The sequence below is a fragment of the Chitinophagales bacterium genome, from assembly GCA_040877935.1.
Classification (GTDB): Bacteria; Bacteroidota; Bacteroidia; order Chitinophagales; family CAIOSU01; genus JBBDNB01.
On the sequence record JBBDNB010000048.1, the window covers coordinates 180611 to 203021 of the forward strand.

Sequence of the window (22411 nt, forward strand, 5' to 3'; positions counted from 1 at the left end):
AATTCAGACAGTCGGCTAAAGATTCGATCAAGCTGCGAAGACTAAATCAAAAGTAATTAAAAAATATAATGTATAGGATTTTTTAATGCCATTTAGTAATTTAACATCTTTTATGTTGAAAAAGGCTTGTATGAGGGCGGTTATCACATTTAGGACTATTTTATTCATTTTCTTATTTTTTTGTTGTTTAAAAACTAATGCGCAGATAAGTGTATTCGATGTATTGAGTGATCAGCAACTGGCCCAATCACTTGCCGGAAACGGAGTGACTATCAGTAATGTACAAGTCAATTGTCACTCCGATTCTTATGGGAGTTTTGCAAATAACAATACAGCTTTGGAAATTGACAGTGGCTTAGTGCTCTCCACTGGTTTGATAAGTGATATTCCTAATCCAGCATTTTCTTTTTCATCTACACCAATGTTGACCCTGGGAGATCAAGACCTTGCCAATACTACCGGTATTCCAGTTGACAGTATTTTTGATGCATGTTCTATGGAATTTGACATTGAGCCCCTATCTGATACCTTGAAGTTTAAATACGTTTTTTCTTCAGAAGAATACCATCAATGGGTTTGTTCAAATTTTAATGATGCATTTGCATTTCTTATTTCCGGTCCAGACCCATCTGGCGGAAATTATAACAATAAAAATATTGCGCTTATTCCCGGATCTACACAACCTGTGGCAATTAATAGTGTAAATAATGGGGTTGAGCTTTTTCCGGGCTTTGGATCTGGATCTCCATGTACATGGGGGGCTAATTCATGCCCCTGTAATAGCCAGTATTTTATTGATAATGAAGCACTCAATACCGATATAGCTTACAATGGATTAACGGTAACTTTTGAAGCAGTAATTCCCGTAATTCCCTGTAATTCATACCACCTAAAATTAGTTATAGCAGATGTATATGATGGATATTATGATTCAGGCGTATTTATTGAAGCTGGCAGTATTGAAAGCTCAGGTGTTTCACTTGAAGCATACAACAATGTTGGAGGCAATTATCCGGATACTATAGCAATAAGGTCTTGCGTAGATGCTTATATCGATTTTATTATTGATGACCCAATACAAAACGACCAGGTTTTATACTTCAATATTGGGGGAACTGCAGTGAATGGCGTTGATTATAGCACAATACCGGATAGTGTAATTATTCCGGCAGGAGATACTATCGCTGAGCTTCTTATCAATCCTTTACCCGGTGGAAATGGCTCCCCTGAAACAATCGTAATCGGACTGATAAATCTATGTTCCACAACTGTATATGACAGCGTTGTCATTACTATACTAGATTCTCTACCCCTTGCCATTATCGGGCCTGATACCATAAGTTATTGCCAGGGCGGTTCTGCCCAACTTTTAGCTACTGGATCCAACAATTATACTTGGTCTCCTTCAAATGGACTGAGCGATCCTAATATTGCCGATCCAGATGTTTTTACAAACACCAATACAACCTATACAGTAACTACTACACTTGGATCTTGTACCGCTTCCGACAGTGTAACGGTTACTATTGATTCAAAATTGAACTTAGACCTCGGATTTGATCATATCGGATGCAGCGGAAATGCTTTTGGAACTGCGTGGTTAAATAGCACTACAGGCACACAGCCCTTTACTTTGCTTTGGAGCACCAATGAAAATACAGATACAATTAATAACCTAAGTGCCGGCACCTATACATTAACAGTAACAGATGCTGGTGGCTGCGAGGGAATTGACAGTGTTACTATCTTACAGACTTCATCAATTAATATAGATAGTATTACAGGCAATGCTATTTCTTGTTATAATGGCAATGACGGTTCAGCAACTGTGTTTTATTCGGATGGTACTCCGCCCTATCAAGTAGTGTGGAACAATCAACAAACCGGGAATACTGCAAATAACCTTAGTGCGGGAATATATACTGTAAATGTTACCGATAGTAACGGTTGCAACAATTCAACTTCTATAACAATTGAGCAAGCAGATTCTATTGAAGTAGCAGTCAATACTACAGATGTTGCTTGTTCGGGTTCGGCCAATGGCACTGCAGAAGCAAATATTATTGGCCAGTTTCCACCCTATCTTATAGAATGGAGCAATGGAGATATTGGCAGCATAGCCGATGGGCTATCTTCAGGAACCCACCAGCTTACTGTTACAGATTCTAATGCATGTAGCATTGTCCGCAGTTTTAATATTTCAGACATGAACCCTATTTTATTTAACCTTAGTGCAACAGATGTGTCTTGTGCCGGCAGAGCTGATGGCGCAGCATTGCTCAGCCAGGTTTCAGGGGGTACTACTCCATATCAATATGAATGGAGTACATCTGATACCCTTAATACAATTGATTCATTAAGTGCGGGCAATTATTTAGTTACCATTACAGATGACAGTGGTTGTTTTGTAATAGACAGTGTAATTGTTGATGCGCCAATGCCCCTTGATTTTACAAGTGATATTAGCGATGCTGACTGTGCAGGTGGAGACAATGGCATGGCAAGTATTACGGCAAGCGGTGGCACGGCTCCTTATGATTTCTTATGGGAAAATGGGCAAACAGGCAATACTATAACCGGGTTGCTTGCCGGAGAATATCCATTTACAATAACTGACGATAACAATTGTGAACTTGTGGATACAATATCAATTATAACAACAGAACTCACACTTGATGAATTGACTGTGAATGATGAAAGTTGCCCAGGTGAAGAAGACGGTGCTGTCTTTGTATCGGCAGCGGGAGGTACGGAACCATACACTTATACACTGATTGGGGTTGACTCCCTTTCTGAAGGTGTTTTTACGGGTTTATCGGGAGGCGCCACTTATCAATTGCAAGTTACAGACGCTGCATCCTGTGTATTTCATCAAGAGATTATTATTAATCAATCCGATGAAATTACGGTTGACTTTGTTGAGGAAGAACTCAATATTGAACTTGGTGAAAGTATAGAAATAGAGCCAGTTATATTACCGGAAGACAATGGTACATACAATTATATATGGGAGCCTTCTACCGGATTGAATTGTACAGATTGCAGTACGCCAATTGCAACACCCCCGGGTGAAAGCATTTATCAACTCACTGTTTACGATTCATTTGGATGTGCGTATTCTAATGAAATTAAGGTGAATGTTGAGTTTCCGACAGCACAGGTACATCTTCCCAATGTCTTTTCACCCAATAATGATGGCATTAATGATGTAGTGAGTATTTATGGAAATACAGCAAAGGTCAAATCAATACATTTGATGATTTTTGACGCCTGGGGAGAAAAAATATTTGATACAAGAGATCTAACTACAGCAATAAAAGGCTGGGATGGAACTTATAAAGGACAGGCTTTATCGCCCGGGGTATATACATACAGCTTAAATACAATTTTTGAGCATCAAATTAAAGCAGATAAAAAACATGGAAGTATTACATTAATACGCTAACGGAGTCTTGAAAAAATAGATAGCTTTGCAGATTGAAGCAATACAAAGCTTCCAACTGAAACCAATCTACTTCATTATGAAAAATTGTTGCTCCACTCTGCTAACAATGTTTCTTGTGTTTTTTTGTTTTTATGCTGTTGCACAAGAGAAAGCTATAATAAAGGGAACTGTTAAAGACAAAGCCAGCGATGAAGTATTGCTGGGCGTAAATGTTGCTGTATTGGGTGAAAGTGCCGGTGCCTCTACAGATATTGAAGGGAATTATTCACTAAAACTTGATCCCGGTACTTACAGGTTGAAATTTTCATTCCTCGGCTATGATCAGGAAATCCAAAAAATAAGTTTGGCGGCAGGTGAGGAACGCACATTTGACATAGCTTTAGGCGAAAGTGAAGAACAACTCAATATAGTAGTTGTTTCTGGTAGTAAGTACGAACGCAATCTTTCAGAAGAAACATTTTCCATAGAAGTACTCAAAACCGACCTGATTGAAAATTCAAACAATGTCACTTTAAGGGAAGGTATAGACAAATTATCCGGTGTAACGATTTATGACAACCAGGCCAATATCAGAGGTGGAAGTGGTTTTACCTACAGTGTTGGCAGCAGGGTGCTTACCTTGATAGATGGCTTACCAATATTAAGTGTTGATAGAAGTGAAATACGTTGGAGCCAAATGCCATTGGAAATCAGTGACCAGGTAGAGGTCATCAAGTCTGCATCTTCAGCACTATACGGAGCTTCAGCATTGAATGGTGTTATAAATGTGAGAACTGCATGGGCAAAATCAAAGCCGGAAACAAAGGCTATGATCTATTACAATGGCTATGCAAAGCCAAGAAATAAAGAACTTGCCTGGTGGGATAATTCCGAAGAGCCTCCAATGCGCTATGGAGCTCAATTCTCCCATAAGCAGAAATTTGGCAGGCATGATTTTGTAGTTGGAGGAAATTACAATAAATCTATCGGTTATATCAGAAGGGCCAATTCCGGATTTCACAGGCTATCGTTAAAATACAGACATCGCCCCGAAAAAGTAGAAGGGCTTTCTTATGGATTGGGAGCATACCTGATGGAAACGGATGAAGTGGATTATATCTTTTGGTACGATTCAGGAGATAATAAGTATGTGCCCTTCGGTGCTGATCTAAACAACTGGAGAAGTGAAGGGACCCTGACTACCAGTAATAGAAAAGTGATACTCCTGGATCCCTTTGTGAAATACTATCATGGCAACAGCAAGCACAGCTTGAAAGGAAGAATGTACAGGACCAGGTTGCGTTTCTCCAGCAAAAACCTGGATACCTACCTGTATATGGGAGAGTATCAATTTCAACACTCATTTGATTTTGGAATGAATATTACAGCCGGTTTCCTGGGGCAAAAGGCTACTATGGCCGATAAGGATTTGGGCAACCACCAGGCCCACAATGTCGCTCCGTACATTCAGTTGGATCAAAAAATTGGACGGCTTTCATTCAATATTGGGGGCAGATATGAGCATTTTAATCTCGACAGTATTTACAACGCAGGCCGACCAGTTGGATCGGCAGGTTTGAATTTTCAGGCAGCTAAGAAAACTTATTTGCGTTTTTCCGTTGGACAGGGATTTCGGTTTCCAGGTATAGCCGAGCGTTTCGTTGATGAACAACTTCTTGACAATCCTCCAATTGGAGCATATCCTAATCATAACCTACAGCCCGAGTATGGCTACAATGCAGAGATTGGAATAAAACAAGGTGTAAAAATCAAAAAGTGGCTGGGCTATGCCGACCTGGCATTTTTCTGGATGGATTACTGGAATATGGTCGTTTTCGAATTTGGAAGCCAGACCACAGGAGAAAACCCCGGGCTCGGTTTTTCTGCAAAAAACCTGACAAGGGCGCGTGTAGCAGGACTTGAAGCTACTTTGGTGGGCGAGGGAAAAATCGGCAAGATTCCTGTTAGAGTTCAGGGAGGTTATACTTATAGTTACGCAGCTGACCTGAGTAATGATACCACTTTAAGAAAATTTGGGCCTTTTGTCAGTAATATGTTCAAGGCATTTGTGCTAAATGAAGAAGATGAGGCGCTGCCAATGCTGACCTATAGAATGCGACACTTAGTGAAAATGGATATAGAATTCGACTGGAAAAAATTCACCATAGGAAATGAATTCCGCATTTATGGCAAAATCGACCAAATAGACAAGGTCTTTGAATTATTCATTCCCGGCCTTACAGAATACAGGGAAGCACAACCCCGCTCCTCTTTTTTGTGGAATTTCAGGGCTGCTTATAATTTCGGGAAATTTGGAACCCTGGGCGTAATTATCAATAATGTGCTCAATTCTGAATATACTGTCAGGGTTGCACGTCTTGAGCCACCCATGAATTATACCTTACAATACAAAATAAATATTGGAGGGTAACAAAATATATTTGTCTGGAATATTGCCAAAGGCAAATACATACTTTGATTTTCTTTGCCGAAAAAGCTAACTTTATTTGTTAAGCACGGAAATTATGAGGAGTTACCTATTCATTATTTTGCTACTTTATTTACCTATAAGCGAGCTTTTAGCACAGACTTATAATGATGGGCCGGTTGAGGTTGAGGCGCGTGTAAGAGAGGTAAATGTAAATTTTGCTGCAACAGATGAAGGAGTTTTTGGTGTGGGGTTTATTCCGGATGAGCTTACCTTTTATATCTGGGGTAGAGACGTAGCAGATGTAGATGGTGCAGGCTGGACAGGAGGCACTTGCCTCACTGACGATTTTGACCCCCCCGGATTGAGTGCTGATTTGAATTATACATTTTTCAACTTTACCTATGGTGCTACAGTACCCCAATTTCTGGATATTAAATTAGAAGCCTGGGAAGACAACTGTGGTTCTGATGGTGCACTTGGATTTAACTGTCCCGGAACACGCTGTACCTATGAAACCAATTGCTGTTGCGCAAATATTTTTGGAGGCTGTGTTTTTTCTACATCCGATGGCAGGTATTGCGATGCAGAACCATTTCTTTCTGGTATGGACTATCGCGATGGCCCGCCTTGCGAATATTATAATCATGGCCTTATTGGTGGTGGCTGCCCTGGCAACAACTACGAACCACGCATTGAAACATTTTGGAGATATACACTTGGAACAGGCTTTAATGCTGCTATTGATTTTGGTGCCTTAAGCCCTGGAAATGCTCTGGAACATTACAACAGCAATGTCTGCTATTCCAACAATTACGCAGGCAGTCCCGGAAATGATGTGTTTTATCAATTTACCATCAACAATCCCCTGGGTGTAATGGCTTCACTTTGTGGAGCACAGGGTGCCCAATTCGACAGCTACATCTATATTGTCAACAGCGATGGAACTACAGTAGAAGCATTTAATGATGATGCTTGTACTGACCAATCTCAAGTTTCAACTTTTTTGTGTGAACCCGGAACGTATTATATAGTAGTAGATGCTACTGCTCCTGCCGAGCAAGGTACATTTACACTTCAGCTTAGCGAAGACACTTCTTTTGTATTTGAGGCAGAAATCTCCAAAGAAGATATTTCTTGTCACGGTGAAACAGATGGAACAGCTAAAGTAGATGTAATCGGTGGCGTAAGTCCATTTGACTATGCATGGAGTGTTTCTGCTTCCACTGATGATTCAATTTTTGGTTTGTCTGCCGGAGAAGTGATCGTAAGTGTAACAGATAATGACAACTGTGTAGTTACCGATACTGTAGAAATCATTGAGCCTGCCCCATTATCTGTCAATGTCACTTCCACTGATGTAAGTTGCAGTGGAGCCAATGATGGCACTGCTACAGCAAATGTAAGCGGGGGAACACCAAACCCTAATTTTCCTGCACCAAATAATTACAGCTATACCTGGAATACCATTCCCCAACAAAGTTTACCCACAGCAGTATTTCTGGGTGCAGGTAGTTATTCTGTAGTTGTAACGGACGACAATGGTTGTGTGGCAACAGGCTCCGCTAATATTTCAACTTCAACTCAAATCATTGTAAATACCGATAGCTTGTCACATGTCTCTTGTTTTGGAAATGCTGATGGGTATATAGAAATCAGTGCGAATGGTGGAGTAACACCATATTCCTATGAGTGGTCAAATGGTGATTCAGTGGCAATAATTGACAGCCTGCCTCCCGGTGATTATGACATTACTGTTTACGATGCAGACAATTGTTTTGTAGAAGAATTTTACACCATTACAGAACCCGATGAACTTGAGCTAATAGTAAACAATGTTTTTGACGCCACCTGCTACGATGGAGAAGATGGTGTAATTGATATCAGCACTTTGGGCGGCACATTTCCTTATGATTATCTCTGGTCGGACAACACCCAAACGGAAGACCTGATCAATGTATTTGCAGGTGATTACACGCTTTCTGTTTTTGATGCCAATAATTGTTTGGATACAATTAGCGCAACAATTGACCAACCCGATTCAATAGAAATAAACTTTACCAAAACCGACCCAAGTTGCTTTGGTGAGGAAGATGGAAGCATGAGTGTTTCTGCAAGCGGTGGAACTCCGGGTTATGATATTACCTGGTCTGATTTTAATCCGAATCCTGTAAGAAACAATGTTGGTACAGGTTTGTACAGTGTCTTTGTCAGGGATTTGAACAATTGCTTTGCTGTTGATTCTGTTAGACTTAGTACTCCACCTGAAATTACCATTAATGACAGTGTGATTGGGGCCAGTTGCAACAATGCTACCGATGGTGCGATTTTTATTGATGTAAATGGAGGTGTACCTCCTTATGATCTTGATTGGTCAGACAATTCCACGGACTCCAACAGGATAAATATCCCCGCTGGAGTCTATACACTTATTGTAACCGATCAGGAAGGGTGTATGGCTGAAATGACTGCTATTGTAGAAGAGCAGGGTGTTTTGTACCTGAATCTTGTAGGAACAGACGTGCGCTGCAATGGTGAAGCAAATGGAAGTGCAACAGCCGTAATCAGTGGTGGGCTGGATCCAATAGATTACAACTGGAATGTTCCAGGTGCACCGAATAGCGATGAAATCCGCAATTTAGAAGGCGGCACTTATGCAGTTACTGTTACAGATGCCAACGGCTGCGAAGCAATAGATTCGGTAGAAATTTCAGTACCACCAGAACTTTTGCTCAATGTTGATAGTACGCAAGATGCCACCTGCTTTGGTGATGATGATGGTTTTGTGCAGTTAAGTACTACGGGTGGTGTTCCGCCCTATCGTTATTCTGTTTTCACCAATGTTTTTCAATCTTCAGGTTCTTTTAGCGGGCTTTCAGCCGGTTTGCACGGAGCCATTGTCATAGACAGCAATGATTGTATCGTGCAGGAAGATTTCACGATTGGCGAAAACGATCCCTTTGAATTCAGCTTTGAATACATTTATTACATTACCCGCGGCTCCTCCATTACTTTAGAACCAGAATTAATAATACCGGCAGACAAAGTCCTGGAATATAGTTGGTCACCTGCAACAGGGCTTAGCTGTACTGATTGCAGAAATCCCGATGCCAGCCCCCTTGAAACCACAAACTATACAGTGACAGGAGTTGACGAAGACGGCTGTATTTACGAAACTAGTACTTCTGTTTATGTGAAAAGAGACCATGAAGTATTTATCCCCAACGCCTTTTCTCCCAATGGCGATGATGTGAATGATGAATTTTTCGCACTCGACTTTGGCTCTACGGATAACATTACAATTCGAATATTTAACCGCACAGGAGAATTAGTTTTTGAATCAGAAGACATAAAAGAAGGATGGGATGGTACTTATAAAGGCAAACCACTAAATCCCGATGTTTATGTTTATCATATTAGCGGTAATTTTATCAATGGTGAAGAATTTGAATTTAAAGGCAGTGTGACCTTGATAAAGTAAACAACCTCGGGGCAAGCCTGCCTTTGTCAGACAGGCCTCGGAGCACCCGCCTGCTTAGTCGGGCAGGTTTAAATCTCGATTATCGAGTAAAATCAATGGATGCGCCCGAGCCAGTTTAATATCGGGTCAAGAATAACATCGGGATCCTCAGTCATAATTGCGTGATTGAGTCCGGGAAACAAATCAAATTGCTTTTCTACATTCAGTTTATCGAAAATTTGCTGTGTATAATCCACCGGAAAAATAGTATCTGCATCGCCCTGAAAAACCATTACCGGCACATCAATCTCTTCTACAGGTTTAGGAATTTTCGTGGTAGCAAGCGAATGAAATGCGCGGAATGAAATAGATTTTAAGGCCAGCGGATCCGTATCCATAAAGTTTTTGGCATTTCCGAAATATTTCACTCCAATTTTTTCAAGATCAAGGTACACACTCACCGGGATTTGTGAATTGGGCGCAATGCCTCCCATTTTCTGCATCATGGGTTTAAACAACTTACTGATCCTGGGAAATCTGGTAAGACACGTGCTTTCACCCCAAGTAAGATCAGCAAAGTTCTGACAAGTAACACCCTTAATACGCTTGTCTTTTGCTGCCAGGTAAAAAGCAACTATACCGCCCTGGCTCGACCCCATTAAAGATACATTGTCGCCAAATTTATTGATGGCATAGGTAATCACATTCTGTGCATCATTCATTAGTTCAGAAATCGTATAATCCCCTCTTTCTCCTGTGCTTCTTCCATGTCCACGCGGATCCATTGCTACAATATTATAACCCTGTGCCCCGATTTTTTCTAACACTTCAGCATAGCACATCCCATATATAGAAGTGCCCGGAATAAAAACCACTGTAGGTGAATTGCGATGATGTTCATAAATATCCAGGTGCAGTGAATTGTTTTCTGAAACAATTTTATCGGAATAGAATTTGTGGTGTATAGATGGGTAACCTACAGAGGCAACTAAAAAATCGAAGTATTCTTCGGCATTGTTAAAGTTTCTGTCTTTACCCACTAACATATAGTATGAATTTCGGTGAATTTGAATTATATTTGAACGCGCCAAATTTAATAAAAAGAAGCTTGAAAGCCACTGCCAATAAGTCTTCCAAAAATGGCAGATATTAGAAAAGCAATCCACCTAACAAACGTTCGGGTCTATCCTTTTGGCATTCAGCAAGACAATATTACACAGTTTCAAGTGCTTGTTTATTGCGTGCCAATTTTATAAAAATAAGTTTTTACGCCTTGAAAGGCCTTTGAATAAACGCTTTCAGAATATTTTTATTCTCAGCACAAAAAAAATTGGTACAATCGTACTCATTTTTGGAATAGCATTTGACCTAAGCAGGATGTCAATTGAGAATAAATATTTTATTAAACAGAAAAAATCTTTTAAAAATGGAAGAGTCATTTAAAAAATTATTGTACGCAGGTGTAGGATTAGCTGCACAAGCAACTGAAAAATTACAGAAATCTGTAGATGAATTGGTCGAAAAAGGTAAGATGACCGATTCTGAAGCCAAAAAAGTTGTTGAAGACTTTTTGGACAAATCCGATTCTAAAAAAGATGAATTTGAAGATCGCTTCAATTCTTTTGTAGAAAAATTCGGATACACGAAGTCTGAAGAACTTGATGCTTTGAAAAAAAGAATCGCTGAATTGGAAAAGAAATCTGGTAGCTCATCTTCTTCTACTGCTTCTACTGCTAAAAAAGCAACAGCAAGCAAATAAGTTTTTGGTTCATTTTTCCTATTTTCCGAGCCGGGTTATTTTTTTAGCCCGGCTTTTTTGTTTGTCCTATATTTACTATTATTAATTTTGCTACTTTACTGATCTATTTCGTATAATTCATTCCATGTTTTTTAACCAAACTTTTAAGAATATAGGCCGTACCCGTGAAATTATTGGTGTACTTGTAAAATATGGTTTCGAAGATGCAATCACAAATACTACACTGCGCAATTTTATAACTGAGCGCAAGCGACTTACATGGATGCGTCAGAACAAACCAGTCTTTGAATATTCCCGATGGGAAAGAATCAGAATGGTGGTAGAAGAACTGGGGCCTACATTCGTAAAACTCGCGCAAATCCTCTCCAACAGGCCGGACATGCTCCCGCAGCCACTTATTGATCAACTGGAGAAACTACAGGATCACGTACCGCCTTTTCCTATTGAGGAAGTCCGGGCAATCATAAAGAAAGAACTGGGCAAGGATCTTGAGCACTTTTTCAATGATTTCAATCCTGTTCCGCTTGCCTCTGCCTCTATTGGTCAAGTACACAAAGCTCAATTGAAAGATGGGTCGGAAGTAGTAGTGAAAATCCAGAGACCGGGTGTGAAAGACATTATTGAGCTTGACCTGGGCATTATGAAGGATGTGGTCAACCGCACCGAACGCTACCTGAAAAAACAGGGTATTATCAATGCAGGCGATGTGGTCAGTGCTTTGGAAAGAAGCATGGGCAAAGAGTTGGACTACCGCAATGAATCCCGGAATATTACGCGTTTTCGAAAGCTCTATGGTGATTACAAAAACTTCTACATTCCAAGATCATATAAAGACCTTACTTCCGAAAAAGTAATGGTAATAGAATTCGCCAGCGGATGTAAAATATCAGATGTCAGGCAACTGAGGGCATGGGGCCATGACCCGCGCAAAGTTGCTGAAAACGGCATGGATATTTACCTTACCCAGATTTTTGAATATGGAATTTTTCATGCCGATCCGCATCCTGGAAATGTACTGGTAAGAAAAGATGGGGTCATTTGCCTGATTGATTTCGGTATGGTGGGGCAATTGAATCAAAACGATAAAATTGCTTTTGCCAATATTTTTGTGGCTATGGCCAATCGCGATCCGCGCTCTATGGCTTCAAGTATGAAAAAATTGTCCATTGAGGATGATATTACAGATATGCGGGCATTTGAGTATGATCTGAATGAAATTATAGAAGACTATGCCAGCTTGGATATCAGTGAAAGTTCACTGGCTGATATGATCGCCCGACTTCAGAAAATCATGTATGATTATCAGATGCGCGTGCCGGGTGGGATCTTCCTGATTTTCCGAGCAATGGCAATTTTAGAAGGAATTGGCAAACAAATACACCCCAATTTCAATACCTATGATTTTGTAAAGCCCTATGGTGTAAAGCTGATCAAGCAGCAATTGATGCCCAAAAACATCTACAATGAATTGTCGCATCGCTTCAATCAGTTCTCTGCTCTGTTTGGAAGTATTCCTGTAGAAATCAAAAGCATTTTGCAAAAAACCAGGAAGGGCAAATTGCACATTGAAGTGGAATTGCAGGGTTATGGCTATTTGCTGAAAAAAATGGACAGCATTACCAATCGCATTTCCATTACCTTGATTATTGTGGCTTTGATCATTGGCTCGAGTATAGTTACAACAGCCGATTTTTCAAAAGAATTAAGGATATGGTATGGAATGCCGATGATATCTGTAATGGGGCTAAGTGCTGCCGGGTTTTTGTTCCTGATTCTTGCCTATTCTATTATCAGGAGAAGAAAATATAAATAATCTCCATTCTTGTTTTTTTGTAAAATTGTAAATTAGCACTTTACGTTTTTGAAGATTTTTTAAAGGCAAATTATCTTCTCACAATCCTTTATGATTTCCAAAACTTGAAGGATTAAACCCAATCCAAGTTTAAGCTTTTTAACTGATTTCGATCAAGACGACAAGTGTCATGACAGATAATGCACAGAAATACTGAAATTGATCCTTTTCAAAAAATAAAAGCCGGTTTACAGAGTTTCAGTACATTATCTATCATTCATTATCAGCTTTATACAACTAAAGCGCGCATAGCCTTTGAATTTTTCTATTTTTACAAAAAAATTTAAATGAACAAAACATACAACCTTGTAGAAGTCGTAAAAGTACTCCTCAAGTGGAAAAAACCAATTGCTCTATTAGTGGGTATTTCGGCTGTTGCAGCAGTAGTGGTTTCATTATTGTTGCCCAATTACTACGAATCCAACTCGATTTTTTACCCTACCAACCCTTCAATTACCGATCGTCAAAATCTATTTGGCAAAGAATCGAGCGGAGACAACCAGGGTTTTTTCGGCACAAAAAATGATGCGCAGCGTATGATGTCTCTGGCTCAATCGGCATCGGTAGTGGGGTATTTGATAGAAAAATTCAACTTAATAGAACACTATGATATTGAACCCGATGACCCTCAACGCTACTTCAAAGTGAAAAAAACATTTGATGGCAATTATAAAGTTGTGAAAACCGAGCTTGGAGGCGTAATGATCAGCTATACAGATACCGACAATCAGCTGGCGGCAGATTTAGTCAATGCTGCGGTGAATAAAATCAATGAGCAGAACAACAAGATCATTTCCGATAATAAAAGCACAATACTGAATATTTTCCGAGAAAAGGTGGCACAAAAGCAAGAAGAGCTTGATGAACTTAACGATACACTGGCTGCATTGGTAAATACTTATAATATTCAGGAGAAAACAGATGAAGAAGGTAGAGTCAATGCTATTAAAGGCAGAGATGCAAGAATGGTGGAAACCTTTAAGGTTTTACGCAAGCGACAGGACAAAGCCATTGAAAACCTGAACGAACTGATTACCCTTGAAGATCAGTACGATGCCTCTGCACGAGAAACGGTGAGCTCTGTTTACATTGTTGATATTGCCTATCCGGCAGTAAAAAAAGTAAAACCGGTGCGCTGGCTGATATGTGTTTCTACTGTTTTGGGCACTTTTCTTTTTTCCATTATTGCAGTATTATTGATCGACAGGATTAGTCTGTTGAAAGCCGAACTTGAAAATGCAGCTTGAACAGATCAAAGGTTATGAGAAACTGACTTTTGCCATTTTTGCTACAGCAAGCTTGGGCAGTTTTCTTCTGGCACATGTTCTGGAATTGACTTTTTTATTTCTGCTACCGGTATTATTGCTAATGGTATTATTGGCAATAATGGATTTTCGCAGCATTTACTATATGTTGTTTTTCACACTTCCGCTCTCTACCGAATTTGATCTTGGGGGAGGCTTTGGAACAGACCTACCCAGTGAACCTTTCATGGTCGGGCTGATGCTCATTGGCATTCCATTTTTGCTTTCAAAACAGAATACGCTGGATTTTTCTTTTTTTAAACAGCCGCTGACTATTATGCTGGGACTGCATTTCTTTTGGATGCTCTATTGTGTTTTCTGGGCCGAAAACCAGTTGGTTTCTTCAAAATTTGTGTTGGCAAAGCTGTGGTATATCGTTACTTTTTTTCTGCTTGGTGCTGCCATAATTAAAGAAGAAAAAGATTTTAAACCTATTTTCTGGGCACTGTTCTGGCCAATGCTTTTCACCATTGTAGTAATAATGTACAAGCACGGCACGCGTTATGCTTTTTCATTTGAAAATGTCAATATCAATGTCTATCCCTTCTATCGGAATCATGTGAGCTATGCCGCCATGATCACAATTTTTTATCCCTTTTTATTTGTAGCTGCCTCCTGGTATAAAAAGGGAACTTGGCAAAAGAGACTGCTCAATCTTTCGAAAATACTTTACCTCTTTGCGATATATTTTTCTTTTACCCGGGCTTGCTATTTGGCACTTGCAGTAGCTGCCATAGCCTATATCATTGTCCGACTCAATCTGATGAAATATGCGCTATTGGCAGCAATGCTTGCAGCAGGACTTTTTGTGTCTTATCTATTGCACGAAAACAATTACATTAAATACGCCCCGGAATATCAAAAAACGATTTACCACACCGATTTTGGCCAGCACATTCAAGCCACTTATGAGCTCAAGGATGTTTCCAGTATGGAGCGACTGTACAGATGGGTGGCTTCAGCTTTTATGTCTGTTGAACGCCCATATGTAGGTTATGGCCCCGGTAATTTTTACCCGTACTACAAACGCTATACGGTGCATGAATTTGTGACTTACACAAGCGACAATGAAGAACAATCTACCGCTCACAATTATTTTCTGCTGGTGTTGGTAGAACAGGGATATATAGGGCTGGGTATTTTTATTCTTTTTACACTGGTGCTTTTTATGAGCGGGCAATGGGCCTACAAAAACAGCATAAATAAAGATCAGCGCAACTTTATTATGGCTTTGGTTCTGGCCGAAGTTATTTTATTCACCAATTTGATGCTAAGCGACTTGGTAGAAACCGACAAAACAGGCAGTTTCTTCTTTCTGTGTATGGGGCTTTTAGCAATGCAGATTGTGCGCATAAAAAAGCACAAAACAGAAGTTGCTGAAAAATAAGATTGGAATAAAACTTCTACAAAAAGCGCAAACTGAGCATTGTAATATCGTCTATAAATTCAGCATCTTCTTTGAAAATACTTACTTCTTTCAAAAGTTTTTCATTAAAATCGCCCATAGTGAGCTGATTGTATTTGTCGATAAATTCATACACCCGCTTTTCCCCGAAAAACTCGCCCTCCTTATTTTGAAAATCAATCAATCCATCAGTATAATTAAATAGAAAAGCATTTTTTTTCATCATTACCCGACCAACATTCACAAAAGGCAATTCATCAAACATACCCAATAAAGTACATCCGTCTTTCAGTTCTTTAATTTCACCATCCTGGCACAAAATACTCGGGTTATGCCCGGCATTGACATATGTAAGCATGCGCGATTTGAAATCGTAAAAACCGAGAAAAAAAGTAATGAATTTTTCTCCTTTAGTTGTCTTGCTAACGCGATCATTAAGATCGTTAATAAACTGAACTGTGTCTTTTTTCTCTGCAACAAGTGAGCGTAAATTGGCTTGAAAATTAGCCATTAACAAAGCAGCAGCAACCCCTTTTCCAGAAATATCCCCTATACAAAAAACCAGTTCATTGTCTGAAGCTTCAATACAATCAAAATAATCTCCACCTATATCCTGATGCGGTAAATAAACTGCTGATGTTTCAACGGTCTTATTGTTTGGAAGATCTTCATCACTTGGAATCAGCATCATTTGCATTCGGGCTGCCAGCTCAAGCTCTTTTTTGAATATTTCCTGCTGCAACTGATTGTTGAATAATTTCTTGTTCTCTACAGCAACCATCACAATATTGGTAATGGTCTGAATGAATTTAATTTTTTGCTCTACCGACTCGGTTTCATCATTTTTCATATTCCCAATCAACACATAGGCCAGCGGGCGGTCTTTGTGGAATACAGGAATAACAATCTCAAACTCAGATAACTTTTTGTTTTCTTGCTTTTCTAAAAGAGACATTTGGCGGAAGTAAAAAAGATCCTTTTCTACATTGAGCAAACAACTTTCCTCGGACACTCCATAATTACTCACACACAACCATTCCTGATTGTAGATATACACTACCAGCTTTTGAATGCCCATTTGGGCACGTAGGATAAATTCATAAATACGGAAAAGTGCAGAGGTAGAAAAGTTATTATTGATAGCCTGAGACACTTCCAAAAGAGAGTTGATTTGCAACTGCTTTACAGTAAGCAATCTTTCCAAATGCTCAAATTTATTTTTGTTATTCTCTTCAGGCAAACTCATTTCTTAAAATTAATAAATTATTACTTCCCGCCCAGATTAGTTTTCACATCCAGTGCATCTCTAAAACCATTGCCCACCAGGTTAAATGCCAAAACCATCAACATAATAGCAAAACCGGGAATCAATGCCAGAAATGGATTTTTGCCAATAATGTAACCGTAGTTTTCATTGAGCATTCCTCCCCAGGAAGGCACAGGTGGCTGAACACCTATTCCTAAAAATGAAAGTCCCGCTTCTATTAAAATGGCTGAGGCAAAATTTGCTGCTGCAATTACTATAATTGGTCCGAGAATATTAGGCAATACATGTATAAAAATTGTTCTGAAATCTGAGTAGCCCATACTTTGAGCTGCCTCCACAAACTGAATTTCCCGCAATGACATTACCTGACCTCTTACAACACGCGCTACTTCTACCCACATGGTTAATCCCACTGCAATAAAAATTTGCCAAAAACCTTTTCCGAGGGCTAAGGTAATTGCAAAGACCAACAATAAAGTGGGAATCGACCAGATCACATTGATAAACCACATTATAAAATCATCTGTGCGACCGCGATAATAGCCCGCAATGCAGCCCAAAAATATGCCGATGATCAAAGATATAACTACTGCAATGATGCCCACTGAAAGAGATATGCGTACTCCAATAACCAGTCTGCTGAGCATATCGCGGCCAAATTTATCAGTGCCCAGACGATATGTGCGCAATGCTATGTTATCAGATTGGAGTTGTGCTATTGCTTTGTCTAATTCAATTGAAGCCTGATCTCCTTCAATAGTCAGGTAATGGAGTGCATTTCCCTTTTGCTTAACTTCCTGCTCTGTATCTATTGCAAAAAGCAGGTCAGCTATATTAAAAGTCTTTTCAGGAAAATATGACTCAGAAGCAGTATATTCTTCTACAATTAAATTCCCAGCCTCAACTCTAAAATCACGAATAGGTATTTGCTCATAAGCACTGGGCTTTCCGAATAACATGGTATTTAAAAATGAAGTGGACTCAATATTTTTGTTCTTTCGCCTCAAGAGCATTTTGGTTTCGAATCCCGGGGGCTTATTGGTAATCTGCAAAACCTGATCATTGGCATTGCTGGTTTTATCAGGGGTAATTAAATAGCCCAAAACTGCCAATACCAGAGAAATGGCAATAATTACAAGTCCTGCTACTGCCGGCACATTTCTCAAAAACCTTTTTAACGAACGACTGAATGGTGATTGCCCTTTCAAATTACCCACATACTTTTCTTTGGAACTGCTCAAAATTAAATTAAATGTTTGGTAGGCAAAAACTATCCTTACTTGATAAATAGACTTTGCTGAAATTTCACCCTTTAATTTTTGAACTCAGAAAATGCTTAGTTTTATAAAACAAACTGCAGCCGGTATATGAAGAAATATTTATTGTTACTGCTTTCTTTATTTGCGCTAAACCTTTATGCAGTTGAGATCAGTTTTATCAATTCCCGCCACAATGGAGAAAACAAAGTTGTAGAAATGGCTGTAAAAGATGCTTCTGCCCTGCTTAGCAAAGCATTTTCAAGCAATGTAGAAACCGAAAATAACAGTGCTGATATATTGCTGGTTTTGCCGTCTGAAATTGAAGACAAAAGCAATGTTCAGCCGGTGAAAGCCGGAAGTAAAAGGCTTTATTACCCCAATTCTGAATTTGAGTGGAGTTCCCGGAAAAAAGGAGCTCAAATTATTCATGAGCTCAATGCGACTACTTACCAGGGGGTAGCCAATGGCATTTATGCTCTGCTACAAGAGGCTTTGGGCTTTCAGTTTTATCACCCCAGGGAAATGATTGTGCCCAAACACAGTGCATGGCCACTGCAAGCCGATTTTAGCTTAATTGCAAAACCGCGCTTTAATGTGAGAGGCTTTCATTTGCACACCATGCATCCATTGGAACTTACTGAAGCTTTGCTCGACCCCGATTTCCCCAATGCCATCGAACAGGTAAAAGAATACATCGACTGGTTGGCGCGCAACGGGCAAAATTATTTTGAATTCAATTTGCTAAAAACCATTTCAAAGAGAAAATGGCCCGCTCATGCCAAACAAATTGTCGATTACTGTCACGACAGAGGCATTATTGCCGGTGTGGATATATCTCTACATATGATACAGCAGAAAGCTTTTATGCTCTATCGAAATCCACCATTTTCTTTCCGAAGCAAGAAAAAACAAATCAAAAGAAACCTGGAATGGCTCTTTCAGGCAGATTGGGATGTAGTGAATATGGAATTTTCAACTACAGAATTTACCCAGGGCAATTTGAGAGAAAAAGAAGAGCTGCGCGCTTTTATAACTGAATTGATTATTGAAAAATATGACGCCAAACTAATTGGCAGAAAACATGTGGTGAAGGAATCCGAAATGGTAGATTCCAAAAAACCAGCTTTAAAATCAGGTTACAGGTCTCCGCTCGACAGCCTTCGAGGCATGTTGATACACACAGTAATGTTCTATTCTCTCACAGATGAAGTGGCTCCTGTTTATGGCAATGAGAATTTGCAACACATGTATGCTGCACTATTAAAGGAAATGAAGGAAAGGGAAACCTGGTATTATCCTGAAACAGCTTACTGGATTACATTTGACAATTCAGTGCCAATGTTTCTAATGCCGTATTTAAATGCCCGCCTAGATGATATTATATTGGTTGACAGTCTGGAGATTCCCGGCCATATTACGTTTAGCAGTGGCTGGGAATGGGGCTACTGGCTTTTCGACTGGAGTATTGCAAGATGGTCCTGGAAATACAGGCAAGAGGAAAAAAGCTGGGAGAAAGCTACGCCCACACAATTTCTTGATGCGATTTTTCCTCAGAAAAACATACAAAGTTATTTTCAAAATCATCTGAATTTGCAACAAAACTACCTAAAGGACAATGAGCTGATGCGCTATATGACTGCAATGACCGTGACAGACGAAATGCCTGGACCGGTCAATCTGGAATTGCACCCAAGACCAGAGTGGCCATATAAATACATTCGAAATAATGCGCCAAAAACAGTGTTGGACAGCATTGAACACACTTATATCCCAATGCTCAGCGGCTTTTATGATCGAACAAAGGCATTGAATGATCTGATGCAAAAAAATATGAACTCCAATTCTTTTAATAAAGGACAGCAATTGATCTTTGATGAATTGTATGAAGGTTTAAAAATCACGGGCTTGCGTGCATGGCACAGAAAACACACTCTGCAATACCTAATTGAATACCGAAGGAACAAAATAGAAAAGCGCTCCTTCACACGAGGCAACAATATTTTGAACGAAGCCAAAAAAATCAGAATGGATGCATTAAAAATCGTGAGAATACGCGAACAGCAGTATCGCTACAATCTGGAATTGTTGAATTCAAAAAGAAGAGGACATACGGCTTATCACTTTGGCTACCTCTACCCTGTCAGGGATCTGCATTTCTGGCATCGCGAGGAAATGCAGGCCAAAACCGGAAAATACGGTGCCTTTTACCGCATTATCTGGAATGTACCCAGGATTATTGGTTTGTGGTAATACCGCTTACCTGATATGCACAAGTTTATTGTAATAGCTTCCCTTGCTGGTTTGTAAAACAGTGAAATAGACTCCACGAGCTAAAGAAGAAGCATCAAAAACCACCGAATTCTCTTGGCCGGCTTCTATTTCTCCTTCAAAGAGGCTCGTTACTAATTTTCCACTTGTATCAAACACTTTTAAGCTGACCCGATCATCGGCTGATAATGCAACAAACTTGATAGTTGTGGTATTTTCAAATGGATTCGGATACGATTCAAACAACACCTCTTCTGAAGTACTTTCTTCTATACTGGTATGTTTAAATTGATTTCCAGGACAAGTATAAACGTAATCACAATCTGCTCTTCTTCTCCAAACTATGTCCGGATCACCATTGATCCATTTTGCAATAAAAGTACCATTGTAGCGCGCAGGATCCACATGAGTGCCTGGGTGTGCATAAAAGCGGCCATTGGGCACATAAAAATCAGCATAGACAACAGCTCTTGGGCCAATATCAACGGCAGGCTGATTGTCCTTAGCATCAGTATTGGCACTTTCTACATAAAAGATCACATTCAGGCTGTCGGGGTTGATGGTACATCTCGGGCCTAAATCAACACGCTCTTTCACACGCACTTTTGTGCACTGCTTAAATTCAAGTCTTGTATGCGCACCGGCAGCTTTATGATTTACTCTTATTTCTTTGGCATTTACTACACCATGCGGGTTGTCAAATATAACTGTGGCTCCCTTGAACAGTCTTATTCTGCCATAAACAGTATCAGTTAACACTGCTGTTTGGTTCGTTCTAATAGTTACATCAGCACCACTATTAGGAACAGGGTTAACCTCGAAATCCGGCAATGTTACATTCGCAGGACTGTAAATTGGGTTTGAAACCTGCGTATGAGGGAAAGTAGTAATTATAGGTGAAGCCACAAATGATCCCGGGCCTGTAACCAAAGTATGATTCTGTAAATAGGCATCACCTGTAGGACTCATTACACCAACAGCACCTCTTTGTACATCGTTGGTCGGAAGCAGATAAACCTGTTCTTCTGCCAACAAAGTATAGGAACTGAAAAGCGTTGAAGGTTGATAAACAACTGTTTGCTGACAAGTATCGCTTTGGCCAAACAAATCTGTTGCAATCCAGGTAACAGTTGTTGTTCCTTCAGGGAAAGGACCGCCAGGGTAATCATTCGTCAGGCTAACAATATTACAGGGCGAATCAACATCCGGATCGCTCAAATTGAATGTTCCGCAATAAACCTGGTTGTACTCAATCTCAATGGTATCTTCACATAGCAAAATTGGAACAGGACAACACTGTTGCACAAAAACATTAGTAGTAATCACACTGTCACAGCCATCAATACTCAAGAGGCTGTCTATTAAAACAGTGTCTGAATTATAAAATTCGCCTTGATATGGGTCTCCCAGGCAAATTGTTGTATCAGAGCTCGAAGAATAAACAGGCAATACTGTTAAATTTGTGGTCAATACACTGTCACAGCCATTTGCAGCGGTAAATGTATCGGTATATGTTCCCGAATTGTTCTGCATTGCTCCACCAGCAAAAAATGATTCCCCGTCACAAATGCTGATACTTTGAGAAGAAGCTGCATTCGGCAATACTGTTAAATTTGTGGTCAATACACTGTCACAACCATTCGCAGCAGTAAATGTATCAGTATAAGTTCCTGAACTGCTCTGCATTGTTCCGCCTGCAAAAAATGATTCCCCGTCACAAATGCTGATGCTTTGCGCAGAAGCTGCATTGGGCAATACCGTTAAATTTGTGGTCAATACACTGTCACAACCATTCGCAGCGGTAAATGTATCGGTATATGTTCCCGAACTGTTCTGCATTGCTCCTCCTGCAAAGAAAGATTCCCCATCGCAAATGCTGATGCTTTGAGCAGAAGCTGCATTGGGCAATACTGTTAGGTTTGTGGTCAACACACTGTCACAACCATTCGCAGCGGTAAATGTATCGGTATATGTTCCCGAACTGT

At 39.9% G+C, this 22411-nt stretch carries 12 protein-coding genes; 8 read left to right on the forward strand and 4 right to left on the reverse strand.

Features of this window, described 5'->3' with window-relative positions:
• Nucleotides 1-223: 223 nt before the first annotated feature.
• The 3 genes from WD048_13890 to WD048_13900 all read left to right on the forward strand — a co-directional run bounded on the left by WD048_13890 (nucleotide 224) and on the right by WD048_13900 (nucleotide 9333).
• Nucleotides 224-3445, forward strand: a complete 3222-nt coding sequence (locus WD048_13890; protein ID MEX0813306.1) for a choice-of-anchor L domain-containing protein — start codon at nucleotides 224-226, stop codon at nucleotides 3443-3445.
• Nucleotides 3446-3551: 106 nt separating this feature from the next.
• Nucleotides 3552-5855 carry a TonB-dependent receptor gene (locus tag WD048_13895; protein MEX0813307.1) on the forward strand — a complete coding sequence of 768 codons (2304 nt, stop codon included), beginning with the start codon at nucleotides 3552-3554 and terminating at the stop codon, nucleotides 5853-5855.
• A gap of 94 nt (nucleotides 5856-5949) precedes the next feature.
• The gene (locus tag WD048_13900) at nucleotides 5950-9333 is read left to right on the forward strand and encodes a gliding motility-associated C-terminal domain-containing protein (protein MEX0813308.1); all 3384 of its coding nucleotides are present in this window, start codon (nucleotides 5950-5952) and stop codon (nucleotides 9331-9333) included.
• Nucleotides 9334-9425: 92 nt separating this feature from the next.
• Here WD048_13900 and WD048_13905 read toward each other — a convergent pair whose 3' ends face one another.
• Nucleotides 9426-10358: an alpha/beta fold hydrolase gene (locus tag WD048_13905; GenBank protein ID MEX0813309.1), complete on the reverse strand. Its 933-nt coding sequence runs from the start codon at nucleotides 10356-10358 to the stop codon at nucleotides 9426-9428.
• 338 nt (nucleotides 10359-10696) lie between these two features.
• Between WD048_13905 and WD048_13910 the strand changes: the two genes are divergently transcribed.
• The 4 genes from WD048_13910 to WD048_13925 all read left to right on the forward strand — a co-directional run bounded on the left by WD048_13910 (nucleotide 10697) and on the right by WD048_13925 (nucleotide 15614).
• Nucleotides 10697-11071: a phasin family protein gene (locus tag WD048_13910; GenBank protein ID MEX0813310.1), complete on the forward strand. Its 375-nt coding sequence runs from the start codon at nucleotides 10697-10699 to the stop codon at nucleotides 11069-11071.
• A gap of 124 nt (nucleotides 11072-11195) precedes the next feature.
• The gene (locus WD048_13915; GenBank protein ID MEX0813311.1) at nucleotides 11196-12884 is read left to right on the forward strand and encodes an AarF/ABC1/UbiB kinase family protein; all 1689 of its coding nucleotides are present in this window, start codon (nucleotides 11196-11198) and stop codon (nucleotides 12882-12884) included.
• 326 nt (nucleotides 12885-13210) lie between these two features.
• Nucleotides 13211-14170, forward strand: a complete 960-nt coding sequence (locus WD048_13920) for a hypothetical protein (GenBank protein ID MEX0813312.1) — start codon at nucleotides 13211-13213, stop codon at nucleotides 14168-14170.
• The gene (locus WD048_13925) at nucleotides 14160-15614 is read left to right on the forward strand and encodes an O-antigen ligase family protein (protein MEX0813313.1); all 1455 of its coding nucleotides are present in this window, start codon (nucleotides 14160-14162) and stop codon (nucleotides 15612-15614) included. The genes WD048_13920 and WD048_13925 overlap by 11 nt, the downstream gene beginning before the upstream one ends.
• A gap of 16 nt (nucleotides 15615-15630) precedes the next feature.
• On the opposite strand, the gene WD048_13930 is transcribed toward WD048_13925, so the two are convergent.
• Both WD048_13930 and WD048_13935 read right to left on the reverse strand, forming a co-directional pair.
• Nucleotides 15631-16878: a SpoIIE family protein phosphatase gene (locus WD048_13930; protein MEX0813314.1), complete on the reverse strand. Its 1248-nt coding sequence runs from the start codon at nucleotides 16876-16878 to the stop codon at nucleotides 15631-15633.
• A 20-nt stretch (nucleotides 16879-16898) separates the two neighbouring features.
• Entirely contained in the window at nucleotides 16899-18140 is a 1242-nt protein-coding gene (locus tag WD048_13935; GenBank protein ID MEX0813315.1) for an ABC transporter permease, read from the reverse strand.
• Between the two features lie 126 nt (nucleotides 18141-18266).
• On the opposite strand from WD048_13935, the gene WD048_13940 reads away from it, so the two are divergent.
• Complete coding sequence (locus WD048_13940; GenBank protein ID MEX0813316.1) at nucleotides 18267-20408, forward strand: hypothetical protein; 2142 nt, start codon at nucleotides 18267-18269, stop codon at nucleotides 20406-20408.
• Between the two features lie 6 nt (nucleotides 20409-20414).
• Here WD048_13940 and WD048_13945 read toward each other — a convergent pair.
• On the reverse strand, nucleotides 20415-22411 hold a 1997-nt coding region (locus WD048_13945; GenBank protein MEX0813317.1), incomplete at its 5' end, for a T9SS type A sorting domain-containing protein.